This window comes from Chloroflexota bacterium, assembly GCA_016235055.1.
Taxonomy (GTDB): domain Bacteria; phylum Chloroflexota; class Anaerolineae; order JACRMK01; family JACRMK01; genus JACRMK01.
The window spans coordinates 1-18,936 of record JACRMK010000083.1; the positions used below are offsets into that span (position 1 = coordinate 1).

Consider the following 18,936-nt stretch of genomic DNA (forward strand, 5'->3'; position numbering starts at 1 on the left):
ACGCGTACTGTCCAATGCCGGCTTGCTATGAACTTGGCCCTCTGGTGCTTGTCACGCACGCTGGCTCGACAAGTAAGCGGCGTTGCCCTCCCCCCGACCCCCTCCCAACTTTGTTGGGAGGGGGCGACTTTCTAAGGGGATTGCTGTTGCCGTGCCCGCACGGGTATACCGCCAAACTGTCGGAGGCGCAACCGGCCGTCATGCCGGCATGGTGTTAGCCGGCATCCACTCCAACCGGAATCTGAGGCTGTTGCGGCGCTCGGTTTGAGTGGATTCCGGCGGTGGTCAGCGACGCTATCCAGCGGCTTCGAGCCGCTGACCAGCGCGGGCATCCAGAGGCTGTATGCTGGACTCCTGCTTTCGCGGGAGTGACGATGGCGGCGCCTGTGGCGCGGCGTTGTTGTTCTGCCCCAAATCTGAAATACAACCCCCACCGCGCTGCCGCTTTGACGCCCCCGCTAAGGGCCTTATAATCAGCGACAATCGGCGCTGCAGAGGGCAGACCAATTCCGCGCAGGTGGGGAGGGGGAGCATGTTACAAGACTTGCAGTGGCTGATCCGCGCCGTGGATCGGATTGGGGCCGATCGGGCCGACAGTCGTGACCAACAGTTGCGCAAGGCGTTGTTGGTGCGCGCCAGTGTTATGTTCATCGCAGCCGGCGCGGCCTGGGGCATCTTCTACATCCTCTTTGCCGAACCGCTCGCGGGCGCGATCCCGCTCGGTTATGCGATCTTTTCCGCGCTCAGCGTCGCCTTCTTTGCCGTGACCCGTCGTTACGAATGGTTCCGGCGCAGCCAATTACTGCTCGTCCTGTTTCTGCCCTTCCTGCTGCAAATCGCGTTGGGCGGCTACATCAACGCCAGCGCGGTGATCATCTGGTCGTTGATCTGCCCGCTGGGTGCGCTGGTGTACGATGAGCCACGCCGCGCGCCGCGCTGGTTCCTCGGCTACCTCGCGCTGGTCGCGCTCAGCGGCCTCCTGCAACCCTACGTGCGCGTGGTCAATAACCTCTCGCCCGCCCTGGCCCTATTCTTGTTCGTGATGAACATCGGCGCCGTCTCGTCGATCATCTTTGTCGTGCTCTACATGTTCGTCGGACAGCAGAACCGGCTGTACGACCTGCTGCACCGCGAGCAGCAAAAGTCCGAGAGCCTGTTGCTCAACGTCCTGCCCGAGGAGATTGCCACCCGCCTCAAGAACGACCGCCACACGATCGCCGACCAGTTTGACGCCGTCAGCGTGCTGTTTGCCGATCTGGTCGGCTTCACGCCGCTGTCGACGCTGTTGTCGCCTGCCGAGATGGTCGAGTTGCTCAACGACATCTTCATGCAGTTCGATGCGCTGGCTGAAAAATACGGCGTCGAAAAAATCCGCACGATTGGCGACGCCTACATGGTCGCTGCGGGCGTACCGTGCCCGCGGCCCGACCACGCCCAGGCGCTGGCGCGGATGGCGCTCGACATGTGTGCGTACATCCAGTGGCGCCCGCCCTTCGCCGGACACGCGATTGACTTTCGGATTGGCATCAACTCCGGCCCGGCGGTCGCCGGCGTGATCGGCCGCAAGAAGTTCCAGTACGACCTGTGGGGCGACACGGTCAACACGGCCAGCCGCATGGAGTCGCACGGCACCGGCGGCCGGATTCAGATTTCGCGCGAGACTTACGAGCTGCTCAAAGCCGAGTTTACCTGCGAGCCGCGCGGTAAGGTGCTGGTGAAGGGCAAAGGCGAAATGGAGACGTGGTATCTCGTCGGCGTGAAGCCGGTTGACCCGCCACGAGCGTGAGGCAGCGCGCCTCGCTCGCCGCCGGAGCGGGCCGTGGCCCCCTCCATCGTTGAGGCATACCGGAAAAGTGTAGGAGAGCCATGTCTGTACCAGACGCGCGTCGACCCCGTCGCCATTCCGGCGGAAGCCGGAATCCAGACAAGCACCCATGGCCTACACGCCTGCCATATGCTGCCCTGGATGCCGGCTTACTACACGCCGCCATGACGGACTGGAGCGTGCCGACAGTTCGTCGGTATACCCCCATCATCGTTACGTGTTTTTGACAGAATCGCCACGCCTTTGTATAGTACCTGTTAATCACATAGTTTCACTCATCCAGAGCGGCGGAGGGATCGGCCCTATGAAGCCGCGGCAACCAACTGGCCGCTAGCGACTAGTCACTAGCTACTAGCGTGGTGCCAATTCCGACAGAGCATCTCTGGAAGATGAGCGTGTCGAACCTGCTTTGACTGGCCTCTTCTTCGGAAGAGGTTTTTTGTTATCCGTTTGCGCTCGCCGCTCTCGCGGGCGCCATTGCACCCATTGCGGTTTTCTTTGTGCCTTTGTGTCTTTGTGGTGAGATGTTTTTACCGTGAGCTGCCGTTAAGGATTTACCCATGAAACTGTTCCCGCATACCAACCGCCGCTACCTGGACGCCGTCGCCGATCACGCCGTGATCTTCGACGGCTCAATGGGCGCGAACCTGCTGGCGCGCAACCTGACCGCCGCCGATTACGGCGGCGAACGGCAGATGGGGAACGTCGATCACCTCGTCCTCAGCAGCCCGCATATCATCGAGGACGTGCACGCGTCGTTCTTCGCGGCCGGCGCCGAAGTCGTCGAGACCGACACCTTCCGCGCCAACCGGCTCACGATGAAGGAGTACGGCCTCGCAGACCGCATGCTCGAACTGAACCGCGCCGCCGCCGCGCTGGCGCGCCGGGTGGCCGACCGCTGGACGCGCGACACCGGCGAGGCGCGCTTCGTCGCCGGCTCGATCGGCCCGTCCGGCCTGCTCCCCTCCTCCGACGATCCGACGCTCGGCGCGATCACGTTCCGCGAGCTGGCCGATGTCTTCCGCGAGCAGGCGCTCGGCCTCGTGCAAGGCGGTGCCGACCTGCTTATCATCGAGACGCAGCAGGACATCCTGGAGACCAAGGCCGCGATCCACGGTGCGTGGCAGGCGTTTATCGAGACCGGCGTGCGCATCCCGATCCAGGCGCAGGTCACGCTCGACACCAGCGGGCGCATGTTGCTCGGCACCGACATCGCCGCCGTCGTCGCCACGCTCGAAGCATTGCCCGTGGTGGACGTGATCGGCCTCAACTGCTCGACCGGGCCTGACTACATGCGCGAGCCGGTGCGCTACCTGACCCAGCACGCGCGCCTGCCGATCTCCGTCATCCCAAACGCCGGCCTGCCGATCAACGTCGAGGGCAATACGGTCTACCCGATGCGCCCGACGCCGATGGCCGACCTGCTGGCCGAATTCGTGCTCGAGTGGGGCGTGAACATTATCGGCGGTTGCTGCGGCACCCGGCCGGAGCACATCGCGGAGATGGCCGCGCGCGTCAAAGGCCGCAAGCCGGCTGCGCGCCGGCCGCAGCACGAGCCGATGATCTCGTCAGCCATGCGCGCCGTATCGTTGCGGCAGGTGCCCGCGCCGCTGATCGTCGGCGAGCGCGTCAACTCGCAGGGCAGCCGCCGTGTCAAGCGCCTGCTGCTGGAGGATAAGTACGACGACATCCTGACCATCGCGCGCAACCAGGTCGAGGGCGGCGCGCACGCGCTCGACGTCTGCGTGGCGCTGACCGAGCGCGCCGACGAGGCCGCGCAAATGCGCATCGTCGTCAAGAAGCTGCAGATGAGCGTCGAAGCGCCGCTGGTCATCGACAGCACCGAGGCTGACGTGCTGCAGGTGGCGCTGGAAACGAACCCCGGTCGCGCGATCATCAACTCGATCAACCTGGAGCGCGGACGCGAGCGGTGCGATTCGGTACTGCCGCTGGCCGTCGCGCACGGTTCGGCCGTGATCGCGCTGACCATCGACGAGCACGGCATGGCCAAGACGGCCGCCGCCAAGGTCGAGGTCGCCAGGCGCATTTACGCTATCGCCGTCGGCGAGTACGGTCTGCCGCCCGACGCGCTGATCTTCGACGACCTGACCTTCACGCTGGCCACCGGCGACCCGGAAATGGCCGGCTCGGCGACCGAGACCATCGAAGGCATCCGGCAGATCAAAGCGGCGCTGCCCGGCGTGCTCACCTCGCTCGGCGTCAGCAACGTTTCGTTCGGCCTGTCGCCGGCGGCGCGCGCCGCGCTCAACAGTGCGTTCCTGCACCATTGCGTGGAAGCCGGGCTTGATCTGGCGCTCGTCCACCCGCAGGACATCACGCCATACACCGAATTGGACGACGAGGCGCGCGGCATCTGCGACGACCTGATCTTCAACCGCGTGCCCGACGCGCTGGCCCGGCTGATCGCGCGCTACGAGAACGTCGCGCTCACGACCGACAAGGGCGCGGCCGACCCGACGTTGGGCATGACGCCGGAGCAGAAAATCCACTGGATGATCGCGCACCGCAAGAAGGACGGCATCGAGCCGCTGATCGACGCCAGCATCAAGGCGCACGGCGAGACGGCCAACGACGGCGCGGTTTGGACGCTCAACAATGTGCTGCTGCCCGCCATGAAGGAAGTCGGCGACAAGTTCGGCGCGGGCGAACTCATCCTGCCATTCGTGCTGCAGTCGGCCGAGGTCATGAAGAAATCGGTCGCCCACCTGGAGCAGTTCCTCGACCGCAAAGACGGCCAGACCAAAGGCAAGGTCGTGCTGGCGACCGTGTACGGCGACGTGCACGACATCGGCAAGAGCCTCGTCAACACGATCCTGTCGAACAACGGCTACACGGTCTTCGATCTCGGCAAGCAGGTGCCGGCCACGGTCATCATCGACAAGGCGCTGGAAGTCGGCGCAACGGCGATCGGCCTGAGCGCGCTGCTCGTATCAACCTCCAAGCAGATGCCGCTGATCGTCAACGAGTTGCAGCGACGCAACCTGCCGTTCCCGGTGCTGATCGGCGGCGCGGCGATCAACCGCAAGTACGGCCGCCGCATCCTGCTCACCGAGTCGGGCGCGCCGTATACGCCGGGCGTCTTCTACTGCAAGGACGCATTCGAGGGGCTTGATACGATGGAGCAGTTGATCGATCCAGCTCAGCGCGGCGACTTCGTCGGGCGCGTCGTCTCCGAGGCGCAGGCCGAGTTCGGCGCAGCGCGTCCGGCCGCGGCCAAGCCGGCGAGCACCGCCCCAGCCGCGCCCGCCGTGCGCCGTCTGCCGCAAGGCGAGTTGCCGGTCCCGCCATTCTGGGGCGCGAAGACGATCCAGTATATGCCGCTGGAGATGGTGCTGCGCGAACTCGACCTGAACGAGCTCTACCGCTTGCAGTGGGGCGCGAAGAACGCGCACGGGGACGACTGGCTGGCGCTCAAGGCCGAGTTCGACGCCCGGCTCGACCGCATGTCGAAGGACGCCATCCGCCGCAAGTGGCTGAAACCGCAGGCGGCGTACGGCTACTTCCCGGCCAACAGCGAAGGCGACACGCTGGTCGTGTACGACCCGCGCGAGGCGGGCAACGGCGCGCGGCCGCGCACCGAACTGGCGCGCTTTGCGTTCCCACGCCAGTCGGAGTTCGAGCACCTCTGTATCAGCGACTACTTCGCCCCGGCCGACTCCGGCCTCACGGATGTCGTCGCGCTGCAGGTCGTGACGGTGGGACACGCGGCCGATGAGCAGTTCGCGGCGCTGCAGGCGCGCGGCGACTACAGCGAGGCGTACTTCGCGCACGGCCTGGCGGTCGAAGCCGCCGAAGCCGCGGCGACGTACACGCACGCGCACATTCGGCGCGAGTTGAACCTGGCGGACGATCGCGGCCGCCGCTACTCCTGGGGTTACCCGGCCTGCCCGGACCTGGCCCAGCATGCGCTGGTCTTCCGGCTGCTGCCGCAGACCGCCGAGCTTGGCCTGAGCCTGACGTCGGCGTTCCAGATGGTGCCGGAGCAGTCCACGGCGGCGATCGTGGTACATCACCCCGACGCGAAGTACTACAGCATGAAACTGTCGCGTCTCGAACAGCTAGAGGCTAGCAGCTAGCGGCTAGCGACTAATAACTAATATGAGACAATTCAAAGCGATGTACGGCGCCCGGCCGGTCTTTTCGGTGGAAACGTTTCCGCCCAAGACCGAGCACGGCGTCCACAACCTGTATGCCGAACTGACCTACCTGACGCAGCACCATCCGGTGTTCGTTTCGGTGACGTACGGCGCGGGCGGCTCCACGCGCAATAAGACGCTCGAACTGGCGCGCGAGATCGGGCAGCGCTTCGGCGTCACGGCCGTGCCACACTTCACGAGCGTCGGCGCCACGCGCGCGGACGTGCGCCAGTACATCGCCGATGCACTGGCGGGCGACGCGCGCAACATGGTCGTGCTGCGCGGCGACCCGCCCAAAGGGGAAACGGCCTACACACCGCCGCCCGACGGCTTCCGCTACGGCTCCGAGCTGGTCGAGTACGTCCGCAGCATCACCGGCGAGCTCGATCTGGCGGTTGCCGGCTATCCGGAGGGTCACGTCGAATGCCGCGATCTGTGGCAGGACGTGCAGCACCTCAAGCGCAAGGTGGACGCCGGCGCGTCGGTGGTCCTGACGCAGTTGTTCTACGACAACCCGGCTTTCTTCCGCTTCCGCGACGAGACCGAGCGCGCCGGTATCGGCGTGCCGGTCGTGCCGGGTATCATGCCGATCACGAAGTTCTCGCAGATCCAGCGCATGACGGCGCTCTCTGGCGCGGCCATACCGGACAGCCTGTCGGCATCCCTGCTGAAACACGAGGACGGATCGCCGGATCAGGCCAAAGCGGGCATCGAGTTTGCCATCGAGCAGTGCCGTGAATTGCTTGACGCCGGCGTGCCGGGTCTGCACATCTTTACGCTGAACAGCGGTCACGCTACGTCGCAGATCATCCACGCCCTGCATGACTACTTTGACGACGAGCCGGCAGCCAGTAGTCAGTGAACCGTGAACAGTAAACCGTTTGGAACAGATCACGGCGGCTTGCGCATGCGGGCCGCCTTGCTTTTGGCACTGGCGCTCGCGGCCTGCGCTCCGGCGCCCGAGGCGCCCGCCACGCTCGCCGCAACGGCAACGCCGGCTGTACCGCCGACCGTCTCACCCAAGATTGCGCTCGATCTGTCGGCCTTGAACGCCGACGGCCTCTACGGCCCGCCGGACGGCTTGCGCTCGCTGGCGTACGAGTTCTGCCTCCCGGTCGATTCGGAAGCGGAGGCCGAGGTGAAAACGATCGACCCGACCGTCCAGTCCATGCCCGGTTCGCGCGGCCATATCGGCTGCACGGCCAGACAGGTGCTGGCGATCGGCAGCACGCACCAGCCCAACTACCGCGACGTACTGGCGAAGCTGGCCGCCCTGCCGTATGTGACACGCATCCAGCGCGCCGACTTCGAGTAGGCGACCAATTGAGCGAGAGCGCAGAGAACTCTTTCGGTTTCTCTGCGCTCTTTGCGTCCTCTGCGGTTAAAGGGTCTTCGCGCCGCGTCCCACATGCGCAGCGCCGGGAACACAATCACCTCGCGGATCGCCGTCTGGTCCAGCAGCAGCACCGTCAGGCGGCCGATGCCGATGCCAAACCCGCCGGTCTGCGGCCCCGACTGCTATAATTACGCCATGACGCCAGCACGCCTCGCCACTTTGCTCCTCCTGGCAGCGACAGTCGCCGCGCAACTCGCCCCCGTTCCGGCGTTACATCTGATCAGCGCGCCGCTGTTGGTATGCGTCTGGCCGGGCATCGCCGCCGCGTGCTGGCTGGGCCTGACGCTGGACCTGCGCGACGCGCGCACGCACAGTGTGGTGCTGACCGCCAGCCTTGCCCTTGCGCCGTTGAGCGTCTTCGCCCTCTCGGCCGTAGTGCCGTTCAGTGCGCCGGCGGCTGTGCTGTCGCTCAGCCTGCTGACGGCGGTCGGTCTGCTGGCAGCGCCGCGCGCCGCCACAGCGCGCGACCCACTGCCCCTGTCGCGCGGGTTTCTCCTCGTCAGCGCGCTCACGCTCTTCGCCATTGCGCTGGCCTTGGCGCCGATGCGCAATGCGTATCGCGACTCGATCCTGCCACTCCAACCGACCGTCGAACTGACCGACTGGCCGAAGCACTACGCCCTCGTGTGGGAGATCGAGCAGAGTGGCGTGCCGCCGCGCAATCTGTTGTTCTTGCAGAACCCGCCAGCCTCGCATGTTTATCACATCTTCTTCCATATGACGGTAGCGTTGCTCGATCTACTCGCCGACCGCTGGCTGGGCATCACGAGTTGGCTCGTCGGCGGCGCGCTTCTGGCTGCCTACACCTTGCTTGTGTCGCTCTACGCCGTCGCGCGCGTGCTTTGGAAGGACGGGCGCGCCGCAACCGCTGCCATCGTGGCCGCATCGCTGATGGGCGGCCTCGACGCGCTACCAAACGCCGTCGCGATTGCGCGCGATGCATCGGAGCCGCTGTTTCGTCACCTCGATGGCTGGACTTCGTGTCAAGCGGAGATCAGCAACTTCTTCACGATATTCACCTGGGTGCCACAACACGCCATTGCGCTGGCGATCGTGTTTGGTGCCTGGCTTGTGTACGCAGACGAGCGGCGCGGGCGCTGGCGTGCGCCGGTGTTGATCGCACTCCTGCTGGTGGCTTCCGTCGGATACAGCATCTATGTTCCGCTGGGCGTCGCGCTCGGCATCGCATGCTTCACGCTTCTCGGCGTCGTCCAGCAGATTCGCGCGCGAAGCGGCGCGGGCGCGTTGGCCGCCGGGGCACCGTGGATCGTGGCGGGGCTGGCAGGCATCGTCGCGCTGGCGCCGCTTGCCGCCTACGAGTTGTCGGCGCGCCTACCGGGCGCCGGCTTGCCGGTCGCCCTATGGGTACACAGCGCCGGCCTGCCGATCAGCGCGTTCGCTCCGGCTGCGCCATTCCAGTTCTTCGCGCCGCGCGGCGGCATCATCGCCCAGTTGCTCGATCTGCCCGCCTACTGGTTGTTTGAACTCGGCGCAGCCTTGCCGCTTGGCCTGATCGGCGTGCTCGCGGCCGGCGGCGATCGCCGGCGCGACGCGTGGCGCATCGGGCTTCTCGTCGCTGCGGCCAGCCTGCTGGTTAGCACGTTCGCGCGCTCGACGCTCGGGTGCAACGATCTGGGACTACGCTCAGGGCTGCCGTTTCAAGGCTGGCTGGCGCTGATGGCAGGCGGTGGCTGGCTCGCCCTGCGCGGCACGTTCGCGGTCGGCGCTGGTGAGCAGCCGGCCCGGCTGCGCCTACCCAACCTCCGGGCGACCGCTGCGCTGGCAGCGCTGACCGCTGCTGGCGCACTGGTTGCGTATCAGATTCCGATGGCGTATCGTTATGACCTGCTGGCCGACCGCTTTGCGCCGGTCAGCGGATTGTATGACATGGAGAGCGCCGGCGGCCAAACCTTCCGCTGGACACGCTCTGAGGTGCAAGTCACGTTCAACGATATCGCGCAGAACACGGACTACCGGCTGGAGGTGCGCGCTCGCGCGGGGACGCGTCCGCCCGGCGCGCCGCCCGCCTATGCACTGGTGCGCGTCAACGACCAGTTGGTCGGCAGCTTCACCGCGCACACCGGCGCCGATGTTCTGACGCTCGACCTGCCGCCCGATCTTGTGCGCGCCGGCTCGTCCTTGCGCGTCACTCTATTCATCGTGCCTTCTGTGCCGGATCGCTTCGGCCTCGGCGACCGGCGCGAGTTGGGCTTCCTGCTGGATGAGATCGCGCTGGCGCCAATGGCGACGACGGGCATCGCCCTGCCGCCGTGGGACGTGTTGATCGCATGCACGAGCCTCGCTATCCTGGTGGCCATTCAAACCAGGCCGCGCCGCACGTGGGCCGCCGTGCCGCTGCTCGTCGCGGTCGGACTAACGCTGGCGCGCGCGCCCGCCGCCGCCGCGCTTCCCTTTATCGCGCTGGCGCTCGCGCTGCTCTGGTGCGCGCGACGCGGAGCGCCGCTGTTCGCGGCACGGTTACGAAACCTCCTGGCAACCGGTAGCACCCGTGTGCTTCTCGCCTCCACCGCGCCACTGATGGCGATCGGCGTGCTCACTGTGTCGTGGATTGTGCTGTCGTACGATCTGTCGCGCTTCCTGCCGCCGGCTGATGCGGCGAGCGCCGAGCGTGACGCCTACAGCCTGGCATATGCCGGCGCGGTGCGGGCCGTGCGCGAACGCACGCCGGCCGGCGCGGTCGTGCAGCTCGATCCGCACCGGGGCGGCCACATGGGCTGGGGCCTGATCATGGAGCGCCGCAACTACTTCGTGGCCGATGAGGTGTTCGCGTATCAGTTCCCACCAGCCTTGCGCGAAACGCGCATGGTGCGCGTCAGCGAGGCGTACGACATGCCAACGCTGTTCGAAGCCTGCGATCGCTTCCGGCGCCTCGGCATCGACATCGTCGTGGTGGAACCGCACGCAAGCGCTTACTCCTGGCTGGCCGACATAGACGAACCGGAAGCCTGTTTGCACCCGCTCTACGCCGACCCGCTGGTCGCCGTCCTGGAACTGCGCCCATGAGCGTGACCATTCGTCACAATCTCGCGTGGGCGGCTGCGGTCGCGATGGCCCTGGCGGCCACGCTCGCGCCCTGGTCGGCACTTGCACTGGTCGGCGCACCGACGCTGCTCGTCATACTGCCCGGCATCGCGGTCGCGCGCTGGTTGGGCGTGCGACTGGACTGGCGCGATGCGCGCGCATGGGCCATCGTGCTCTGCGGCGGGCTCGCGCTGTCGCCGTTGGCCGTTTTTACATCCGCGCTCATCGTTCCCTTCAGTCCGTTCACGAGCGCATTTGTGCTGGCGGTCGTCAGCGGCGTGCTTCATCTAACGGCGGCTGCGCCGTCAGCAAGCGCGCCGCCGCGCATAGCGCTTTCGCGGCGTGCCGTCGTGCTGATGACCGCCATGCTCGTCGTCGCGGCGGTCGCGCTGGCGCCGGTGCGCACCAGCTATCGCGACTCAATTCTGCCCCTGGGCGGCGCCTACCGCGCCACCGACTGGGTGAAGCACTATGGCATCGCGTGGCAGATTGAAGCGAGCGGCCTGCCGCCGCTGAACCTGCTGGTCAGCGACGACCCGCCGCGCATCCATACCTACTACCTGTTCTATCATCTCACCGTCGCCATGCTCGACCAGTGGACCGCCGGAGCGCTCGGCCTCGACGCGTGGCTTGTCATCGTCGCGCTGGCGGTGATGGCGGCCGGCCTGCTGGCCGTCTATGCGCTGGCGTCGCACCTGTGGCGCTCGGAACGCGCAGCGTTCGCTGCGCTGCTGTGCGTGACGTTCCTCGGGGGGCTCGACGTGCTGCCCTCGCTCGAAGGGTTTGCGCGCGGAGAAGCCGGGACGAGCCCGTGGTTCCAGGTCGATGCCTGGGACGTCGGCTGGGCCGAGGTCAGCACGTTCCTGACCGCCTTCACGAACGTGCCCCAGCATATGCTGGCACTGGCGATTCTGCTGGTCGTATGGCTCGTCGCGATCTCGGCGCGTCCATCCTGGCGCGTGGGACTGATGGCTGGACTCCTGCTGGTGAGCGCGCTCGGCCACAGCCTGTACATCGTGTTCGCGGCGACGCCCGGTGCGACTCTGGCGGTTGGCGTGCTGCTCGCGCGCGCCGCGCGCGCATACGGCGTGTCCGGCGTATGGCCCGCCGTACGACCGTGGCTCGCGGGGTTGCTGGCTGCGCCGGTCGCCTGGCCGCTGGCAGCGTACCTGGCGCGTTCCGGCGCGGCGGACGGCGGCCTGCCCGTTTCGCTCTGGGTTCGCACGGCGGGCGTCGGCCTCCACCGGCTGTCGACCGGCACGCCCGTCGAGGCGCTCTTCCCGGATGGCGGCGCTATGGCGCAATTGCTCGACCTGCCAACGTACTTCCTGATCGAACTCGGCGCGGCCGGCGCACTGGCCGTCGTCGCGCTCGCACGCTGGCGCGGCGTGCTGTGGCGCGGCGCGTGGCTCATCGGCGGAATGACTGCGCTCTCCAGCCTGCTGGTCGGCGTGTTCGTCCGGTCGACGCTCGGCTGGAACGATCTCGGCATTCGAGGTATCCTGCCGTTTCAGGCGATCGTTGCCCTCTGGGCCGGCGGCGGATGGCTGGCGTTGACGGAGACCGCCGATGAATCGGCGCGGTCGAAGCCATACCTTGTGCATTGGCGCTGGCAGGCGACAGCGGCCGCCATCGTCACGGCCGCCCTGCTGCTCGGCTACCAGCGCCCGTGGGTCTACGACTACGATCTCCTGCGCAGCGAAAGTGCGCCACGCGCAGTGACGGGATTGTACGCTATCGAAGGCGCAGGCGGCATGACCTATCGTTGGAGCGGTCCCGAAGTCAACATCCCGCTGGATGGCGCGACATCGAACCAGGCCTACGCCGTGCGCATCGCGGCATCGACGGGTTCGCGCCCGGCGAGCGCGCTGAAGGCCGATGCGGTCGCAACGCTTGATGGCGTGGAGATCGGTCGCTTCACGCCGACGGCGGAGATGCAGCCGTTCGTGCTGGCGCTGCCGCCGGAAGCCGTTCAGGGCCGCAACGGCGCGACGCTGCGCGTGCAGGTCGCTTCGTGGCGGCCTGCTGACTACGGCGCAGCCGACCGGCGCGAGCTCGGGCTGCTGATCGAATCCGTTTCCATCGAACCGGTCGCCGGAGGTGCGCCCGCACTGCCGCCGCCCGATCTGCTCGTGGCCGCGATCACGCTGGGCCTGGCGGCGGGCGCGCTCAGCCGGCGGCGGATCGGGCTGGCTGCGTGGTGCGCTGCCGTGCTGATCGGCGCGCTGGCATTTCGTCCATGGCTGGCGCTGGGATTACCGTATGTTGCACTCGCGCTGGCCGTCGCCGCATGCGTTCGGCGCGCAACGCCCGCGTTGACCGGCTGGCTGGCCGATTCCGCCAACCAGCGCGCCGCACGCCGGGCCGTATGCCTGCTGGCGCTGGGCGGTGTGCTGACGACGGCATGGCAGATCACGACGTTCGATGTCGCGAAGTTCCTGCCGGCATGGGATGCGGCCGCGGCGCAGACCGACGCGCGCAGCCTGGCCTATGGCGATGCGCTGCGCACCGTGCGCGAGCGCACGCCGCCGGGCGCCCTCCTGCAGGTCGACCCGGCATTGCAAGGTACTGCGGTAGGTTGGAGTGTGACGGCCGAACGGCGCAGCCGTCTGTTCCTCGACGAGGTGTTCCTGTACCAGCTTACGCCGGCTGAACGCAACCGGCGTCGCGCGCTTGTGGAAGCCGCCTTTGCGCCGCCCGAGTCGGCGGTCATCTGCGGCCGCATGCGCGCGCTCGGCCTCGACATGATTCTCGTCGAGAAGGCATCCGGCCATCCGTGGCTCGACGACCGCGACACGCCCGATGGCTGCATGCGCACGTTGTACGAGAATGCGATCGTGGTGGTGCTGGCTGTGGAGCGCTGACACGCCCGGAAGCGACGCCGCAGAAATGCCAAAAGCGCAGAGAACCTCATGGGGGGTTTCTCTGCGCTCTCTGCGGTTAGTCGGTTTCGCTCTGTGGTTTGCCGGTCTGCTCGCTATCCATCCCGCTGTAAAGTGAAGTGCATCGAGAAACTCATGCGGGGTTCTTTGCGCTCTCTGCGTCCTCTGCGGTTAGTCGGTTTCGCTCTGTGGTTTGCCGGTCTGCTCGCTACCCGTCCCGCTGTGAAGTGAAGTGCATGGAGAAACTCATGGGGGGGGTCTCTGCGCTCTCTGCGTCCTCTGCGGTTAGTAGGTTTCGCTCTGTGGTTTGCCGGTCAGCTCGCTACCCGTCCCGCTGTGAAGTGAAGTGCATCGAGAAACTCATGGGGGGGTCTCTGCGCTCTCTGCGTCCTCTGCGGTTAGTCGGTTTCGCTCTGTGGTTTGCCGGTCTGCTCGCTATCCATCCCGCTGCCTCAGCGACGGGAACAGAATCACCTCGCGGATCGCCGTCTGGTTCAGCAGCAGCATCGTCAGGCGGTCGATGCCGATGCCCAGCCCGCCGGTCGGCGGCATGCCGTACTCCATCGCCAGGATGTAGTCCTCGTCGACCGGATGCGTCTCTTCGTCGCCCTGCGCCGCCGCCTTGCCCAGCTCGACGAAGCGGTCGCGCTGGTCCTGCGGGTCGTTCAGCTCGGAGAACGCGTTGCCGCACTCCATCGTCGCGACGAACGCCTCGAAGCGCTCGACGATGCGCGATTCGCCCGGCTTCTTCTTCGCCAGCGGTGAAATATCGACCGGGTACTCGGTGATGAAGGTTGGTTGCACCAGCTTCGGCTCGACATACGCGCCGAACAGCTCCTCGACCTGCTTGCCCCACGTCCGGGCCGGCTCGACCTTCAGTCCCAGCCGCTTGATCTCGGTGGACAGCGCCGGCAGATCGGCCGTCTGCATGATGTCGAGGTCAGTCTCGTTCAGGATCGCGTCGCGCATCGTGATGCGCTTCCAGGGCGGCGTCAGGCTCACCGTGTGCTCGCGGTAGGTGACCTGCTGCGAGCCAAGCACCTCCTGCGCGACCGTCGAGATCATATTCTCGACGAGGCTCATCACGGCGTGGTAGTCCCAGTAGGCCGCGTAGCACTCCATCATCGTGAACTCCGGCACGTGGGTCGTATCGATGCCCTCGTTGCGGAAGTCCTTGCCGATCTCGTACACCCGCTCGAACCCGCCGACGATCAGCCGCTTAAGGTAGAGCTCGTCGGAGATGCGCAGGTAGAGGTCGGTGTCCAGCGTGTTGTGGTGCGTGGTGAACGGTCGCGCAGTTGCGCCGCCGTACAGGGGCTGGAGCGTCGGCGTCTCCACTTCGAGGAAGCCCTGCCCGTCGAGGTAACGGCGGATGGCGGACACGATCCGGCTGCGCAGCACGAACACGCGGCGCGACTCGTCGTTCGACAGCAGGTCGAGGTAGCGCTGGCGGTAACGCTGCTCCTGGTCCTTCAGGCCGTGCCACTTTTCCGGCGGCGGGCGCAGCGCCTTCGACAGCAGGCGCAGCGACTGTGCGTGCAGGGTGACTTCGCCGGTCTTGGTGCGAAACATGAAGCCGCCCATCTCGACGTAATCGCCCAGGTCGAGATCGTGGCGGAACAGTTCGTACGCCTCCGCGCCGAGATCGTCCTGCCGCGCATAGACCTGCAGGCGGCCCTCGCCGTCCTCAACGTGCGCGAACGACGCCTTGCCCATCACGCGCACGGCGACCAGCCGCCCGGCGATGACGGCCTGCGGCGGCGACGCCGGGACCGGGTCGGCCTCCAGCAGCGCGCGCGCCTGCGCGGTCGTATGGGTGCGATTCGCGCGCGGCGGGTACGGGTCGATTCCGCGGCCGCGGATGCGCTCCAGTTTCAGGCGGCGTTGCCGCTCAAGTTCGTTAAGGTCGTCCATGCGCTAACGAGCGGCCGGAGCCGCCCGGGTCCTTTCATTGGGGCAGCCAGGAGATCTTCAGAATCTCGAAGTGACGCTCGCCGCCCGGCGTCTTGACGGCGCACTTCGCGCCGACCCCGCGCTCCATCATGGCCTTGCCCATCGGGGATTCGTTGGAGATGCGCCCGGTGCTCGGGTTCGCCTCGGCCGAGCCGACGATCTGGTAAGTGTCGTTCTCGCCGTCCTCGCGCACCGTGACATACACGCCAATCTGCACGCGATCCACCGGCCCCTTGTCCTCGATCAGCACCGACGAGTCGAGCATCTGCTCGATCGTCATGATGCGGCCTTCGAGGAACGCTTGTGCGTTCTTGGCCTCATCATATCCGGCATTTTCCGAGATATCGCCGCCTTCTTTGGCGAATTTGATCTGCGCGGCGACTTCGGCGCGGCGTGTGGTGCGCAGATACTCCAGCTCGTCAAGCAGTTTCTGCTTGCCTTCCGGGGTCAGATAGGTCTTCTTCTCATTCATCCTGTGCATCTCCCGCAATAAAAAAACAAAAACGCCCCTGAGGGCATCCACGACGGATAATGCGTCAGGGGCGCAACAGTTGCGCCCCTGATACTTGTTCAATTATAGGCCGGGGCCGTCCGATTGGCAAATTGCCGCGTGGGGTGGGTTTTCGGCAAACTGTCGGTTCTACGCCGCGAGTCGAGACCCGAAGGGTTTCGGGCGGGCCATCACTATCGGAGGCGTACCGGCGAAACCCTTCGGGTCTGCGCAGCCGTTCACCCCAGTTAAGCCAACCCGTGGCCACTATTCGGTTCAGCACCCTTCGACAGTTTCCCGCTATGCCCTGGGAGCACGCGGTACCGGTTTAGCAGAGACCGGAGAGTGGCTGCGCTACGGCGCGAGGATCGCGGGCAGATAGACGCGATTGGGCAGTGTGTAGACGGTGCTGGCCGGCACATCGGCGGAGACGTTGCCCGCCATGTCAGAGAACTTCACGATCACCGTCTGCGTAACGCCAAGCGTCGGCGTCAGCACCCACATCACCGGCGCGGTGGACGTGCTCGGATAGGTGGCGACCAGTACCCGGTCAAGCCAGAGGTCGGTCGTACCGGGGAAATCGACGCGAAACTCGACGCCCATGGTCGGCGTGGTCCAGTGATCCACATCGACATAAAACTCTTGGTAGGCGTTCGCCACACGGAAGTCGGTTCCGTATATGTACGTGATGCCGATCGGGTTCCAGCCATCCGCCACCACGTCGATCTTCGCAATCTTCGTGGTCGTCAAGTTGTTGCCAACTTTCATGCGGAAGTAGGCGCGGTAGGCGGCTGGAAATGGCAGCGCATACGTGTACGGCCCGTACCAGACGCCGCCGCTCCCGTTTGGCGCATAGAGCGCCTTGCCGTTCAGCGCAGCGGCGTCGGTGACGACCATGCCCACGCCAGCGACGCAACACCCGGCAACTTTGTCCTCCCCTTCCCAGACCCAGCCATACGACACGCCGTACCCGGCATAGCCGCTTGGTCCGGAATCGGTGCCGCTGATGACCAACGTCACGGCAGAAATCGTGGTCGTGGCCGGCACGGTGACCGTGCCCGTTGGCAACTGACGATCAAGCCCGACCGTCTGCGTCGCCACGCGTGTGCCGCCGAGCGTTCCACTGATGACCAGTGAGCCAAGCAACTGGTCGGGCAGGGCCGACACATCGAGCGCAGACGTCACCGTATTCGTCGCGAACTGTGTGCCACTCAGTCCCACGCCAACGGCGTACATGTTGAACGTCCCCACGTTGTTAGCCGCGCCCGCCGCCCGCACGCGATTGGACGTCTGATACCACCCACTCCATGGAGCAATCAGCGACCCGAACGTCGTTGGCCCCTCGATGGTGACGTTACTGTAGTAATGCATCAAGATCTGGATGTAGTTCCAGCCATACCGACCGGCCCAGCGCTGCGAACCTTTCTGCGAGAAACCGGCGCCGTGCCCGGATACCGTTTGGAGCCAAGACACCGGATCATCAACCGCGTCAAGGTAGGCGCAGGCCGGGCAGTTTCCAGGCGGTTGGAACGGGTTCTTCTTTGTGGGGTCGCCGTTCTCCGCCGAGTAGAGTGCGTGGATAAGCTGCCCTGTGTAGGCGATATATTGGCCGGCCGTCGCTGCCGTAGCCGCATCCGAGCGCGGGTCGGCGCGCAGCGGACACATCGCTTGGGTGTCCGTCCAATCCGAAACATCCCACGGATTGCTATAGTTGACCCGTTTCCAGGCGTACGTGCGCGCGGCCACTGCTTGCGCCTTCAAGTGCTCCGGTGGGTTCGACGCCGACGCCTCGATCGGCACGACCCAACTGACGTAGGTCTCAAACGGTATGGTGACGATGGTGCCCGTCGCCAACGACGGATTTGTGCAGGCATATACCTGCGAAAAATCGTAGTTGCCCTTCGCATGCAAGACCCGGATGATACTGGGCGGCGTCAAAGCACCCGGGGCGGTCGGCGCGCTCGGTGCAGCCGGGCCGCCATTAATCGTCAGCCACAGCGGTTCCGGCCACTTCGTGACCGGCGTCGACACGTTCGTCACATACACGTCGCCGCGGTGCTCGAACGCCAGTTGCGCACTATCCGGCGACCAAACCGGCGCGGATGCTTCCGCAATCAACCGGCGCACGTTGCGCCCGTCAGCTTGCCCCGCCCAAATCGCGCTCGTGACGTGCGTCTCGCTGCCGGTCGGTGTGCGCACAAACGCAAACTGCCGCCCGTCGGGCGAGACAACCGGGTCGAAGAAGTATTCGCTGCTACCGCGCAGCAACAACCGTGCATTGCTGCCGTCGGCATTGGCGATCCACAATTCCGGGTCGAGCGAGCCCGGGTTGACGACGTACACCCGCACACCGCCCGCGCCGACCGGCGCACGACCCGTTTGCGGCGCGTCGGGCGACAGCAGCACGGCTGCACCGTTGGCCGTATCCAGCCGCCATAGCTCGCTTGCGATACGCGACACGCCGGCGGACTCGATGAGGGCGCCCGGCCGGGTGACGCGCAAACCCGCCGCGTCCCAGGCCGCAGGCGTCGAACGGCCATCGCTCGTCAGGCGGCGCGGCCCGGTTGCTCCCGTCTGTGCGAAGACTGGCAGCGCCGCGAGCACGAGCAGTGCCGGCAGGGCGATCAACGCGAGCCTTAAGACGATGGGTAGACGCATGGGGCCATCTTAACGTCTTTGGCGCCGATACCCAAATGCGCCACGTCGCGGTGGCGCACAGGGTAGCCGGCATCCAGGGGTTTGTCCGCGCTTCGACACGCACCACTGCGACGGAGCGGTCATATTCGCGTCGATCCGCGTCATGCGCGGATAAAGGACCGGACTCCGGCGTTCGTCGCGCTGACGGACGCGCCCCCGGAAGCTGCGCCGCCGCAGCCACGCGAATCAACCTTAAAACTTGTCCAGCAATTCTCATTTTGGAGTCTGGCCACCAAGTTGCCCCCTCATCCCCGGCCCCTTCTCCCCCGCGCGCGGGGGAGAAGGGGAAAAGTGAATGGGGAGGTGCGCGGCGGCTGCGCCGCCGTGCGCCTCCCCATCGAATCGCTCCCCCTCCCAACTTCGTTGGGAGGGGGCCGGGGGGAGGGCAGCATTACTTGCTCGTCGTATCGGTTTGCGTGACAAGCACCTGAGCACCAGCGCTTGACAAGCCGCAATTGGAAAGTACCCGTACAAAGGCAAATTGAGAATTGCTG

10 protein-coding genes and 1 riboswitch are annotated in these 18,936 nt (G+C 66.0%); of the genes, 6 read left to right on the top strand and 4 right to left on the bottom strand.

All coding sequences use genetic code 11. From position 1 onward, the window contains the following. Window positions 1–532 precede the first annotated feature (532 nt). The 4 genes from HZB53_20085 to HZB53_20100 all read left to right on the top strand — a co-directional run bounded on the left by HZB53_20085 (window position 533) and on the right by HZB53_20100 (window position 7,297). Complete coding sequence (locus tag HZB53_20085) at window positions 533–1,786, top strand: guanylate cyclase (protein MBI5879954.1); 1,254 nt, start codon at window positions 533–535, stop codon at window positions 1,784–1,786. Between the two features lie 311 nt (window positions 1,787–2,097). Then, window positions 2,098–2,221: riboswitch (SAM riboswitch) on the top strand. Between the two features lie 164 nt (window positions 2,222–2,385). Continuing rightward, window positions 2,386–5,922 (top strand): methionine synthase, encoded by a 3,537-nt coding sequence (gene metH, locus HZB53_20090; protein ID MBI5879955.1) that lies wholly within the window; start codon window positions 2,386–2,388, stop codon window positions 5,920–5,922. A gap of 22 nt (window positions 5,923–5,944) precedes the next feature. Next, window positions 5,945–6,844, top strand: coding sequence for a methylenetetrahydrofolate reductase [NAD(P)H] (gene metF, locus HZB53_20095; protein ID MBI5879956.1), 900 nt, complete (start codon window positions 5,945–5,947; stop codon window positions 6,842–6,844). 3 nt (window positions 6,845–6,847) lie between these two features. Beyond that, complete coding sequence (locus tag HZB53_20100) at window positions 6,848–7,297, top strand: hypothetical protein (GenBank protein ID MBI5879957.1); 450 nt, start codon at window positions 6,848–6,850, stop codon at window positions 7,295–7,297. On the opposite strand, the gene HZB53_20105 is transcribed toward HZB53_20100, so the two are convergent. Then, entirely contained in the window at window positions 7,225–7,470 is a 246-nt protein-coding gene (locus tag HZB53_20105) for a hypothetical protein (GenBank protein MBI5879958.1), read from the bottom strand. The genes HZB53_20100 and HZB53_20105 overlap by 73 nt on opposite strands. Between HZB53_20105 and HZB53_20110 the strand changes: the two genes are divergently transcribed. Then, window positions 7,469–10,402, top strand: a complete 2,934-nt coding sequence (locus tag HZB53_20110) for a hypothetical protein (protein MBI5879959.1) — start codon at window positions 7,469–7,471, stop codon at window positions 10,400–10,402. The two genes, HZB53_20105 and HZB53_20110, sit on opposite strands and share 2 nt — an antisense overlap. Continuing rightward, window positions 10,399–13,284: a hypothetical protein gene (locus HZB53_20115; protein ID MBI5879960.1), complete on the top strand. Its 2,886-nt coding sequence runs from the start codon at window positions 10,399–10,401 to the stop codon at window positions 13,282–13,284. Before HZB53_20110 ends, HZB53_20115 begins: the two co-directional genes overlap by 4 nt. Before the next feature lie 453 nt (window positions 13,285–13,737). Here the strand turns inward: HZB53_20115 and lysS are convergent, their stop codons facing one another. From lysS to HZB53_20130, 3 genes are all read right to left on the bottom strand, one after another. Beyond that, complete coding sequence (gene lysS / locus HZB53_20120) at window positions 13,738–15,216, bottom strand: lysine--tRNA ligase (GenBank protein ID MBI5879961.1); 1,479 nt, start codon at window positions 15,214–15,216, stop codon at window positions 13,738–13,740. Between the two features lie 34 nt (window positions 15,217–15,250). Beyond that, window positions 15,251–15,727: a transcription elongation factor GreA gene (greA, locus tag HZB53_20125; GenBank protein MBI5879962.1), complete on the bottom strand. Its 477-nt coding sequence runs from the start codon at window positions 15,725–15,727 to the stop codon at window positions 15,251–15,253. A gap of 372 nt (window positions 15,728–16,099) precedes the next feature. Continuing rightward, window positions 16,100–18,403: a SpoIID/LytB domain-containing protein gene (locus HZB53_20130; GenBank protein ID MBI5879963.1), complete on the bottom strand. Its 2,304-nt coding sequence runs from the start codon at window positions 18,401–18,403 to the stop codon at window positions 16,100–16,102. Between the last annotated feature and the right edge of the window lie 533 nt (window positions 18,404–18,936).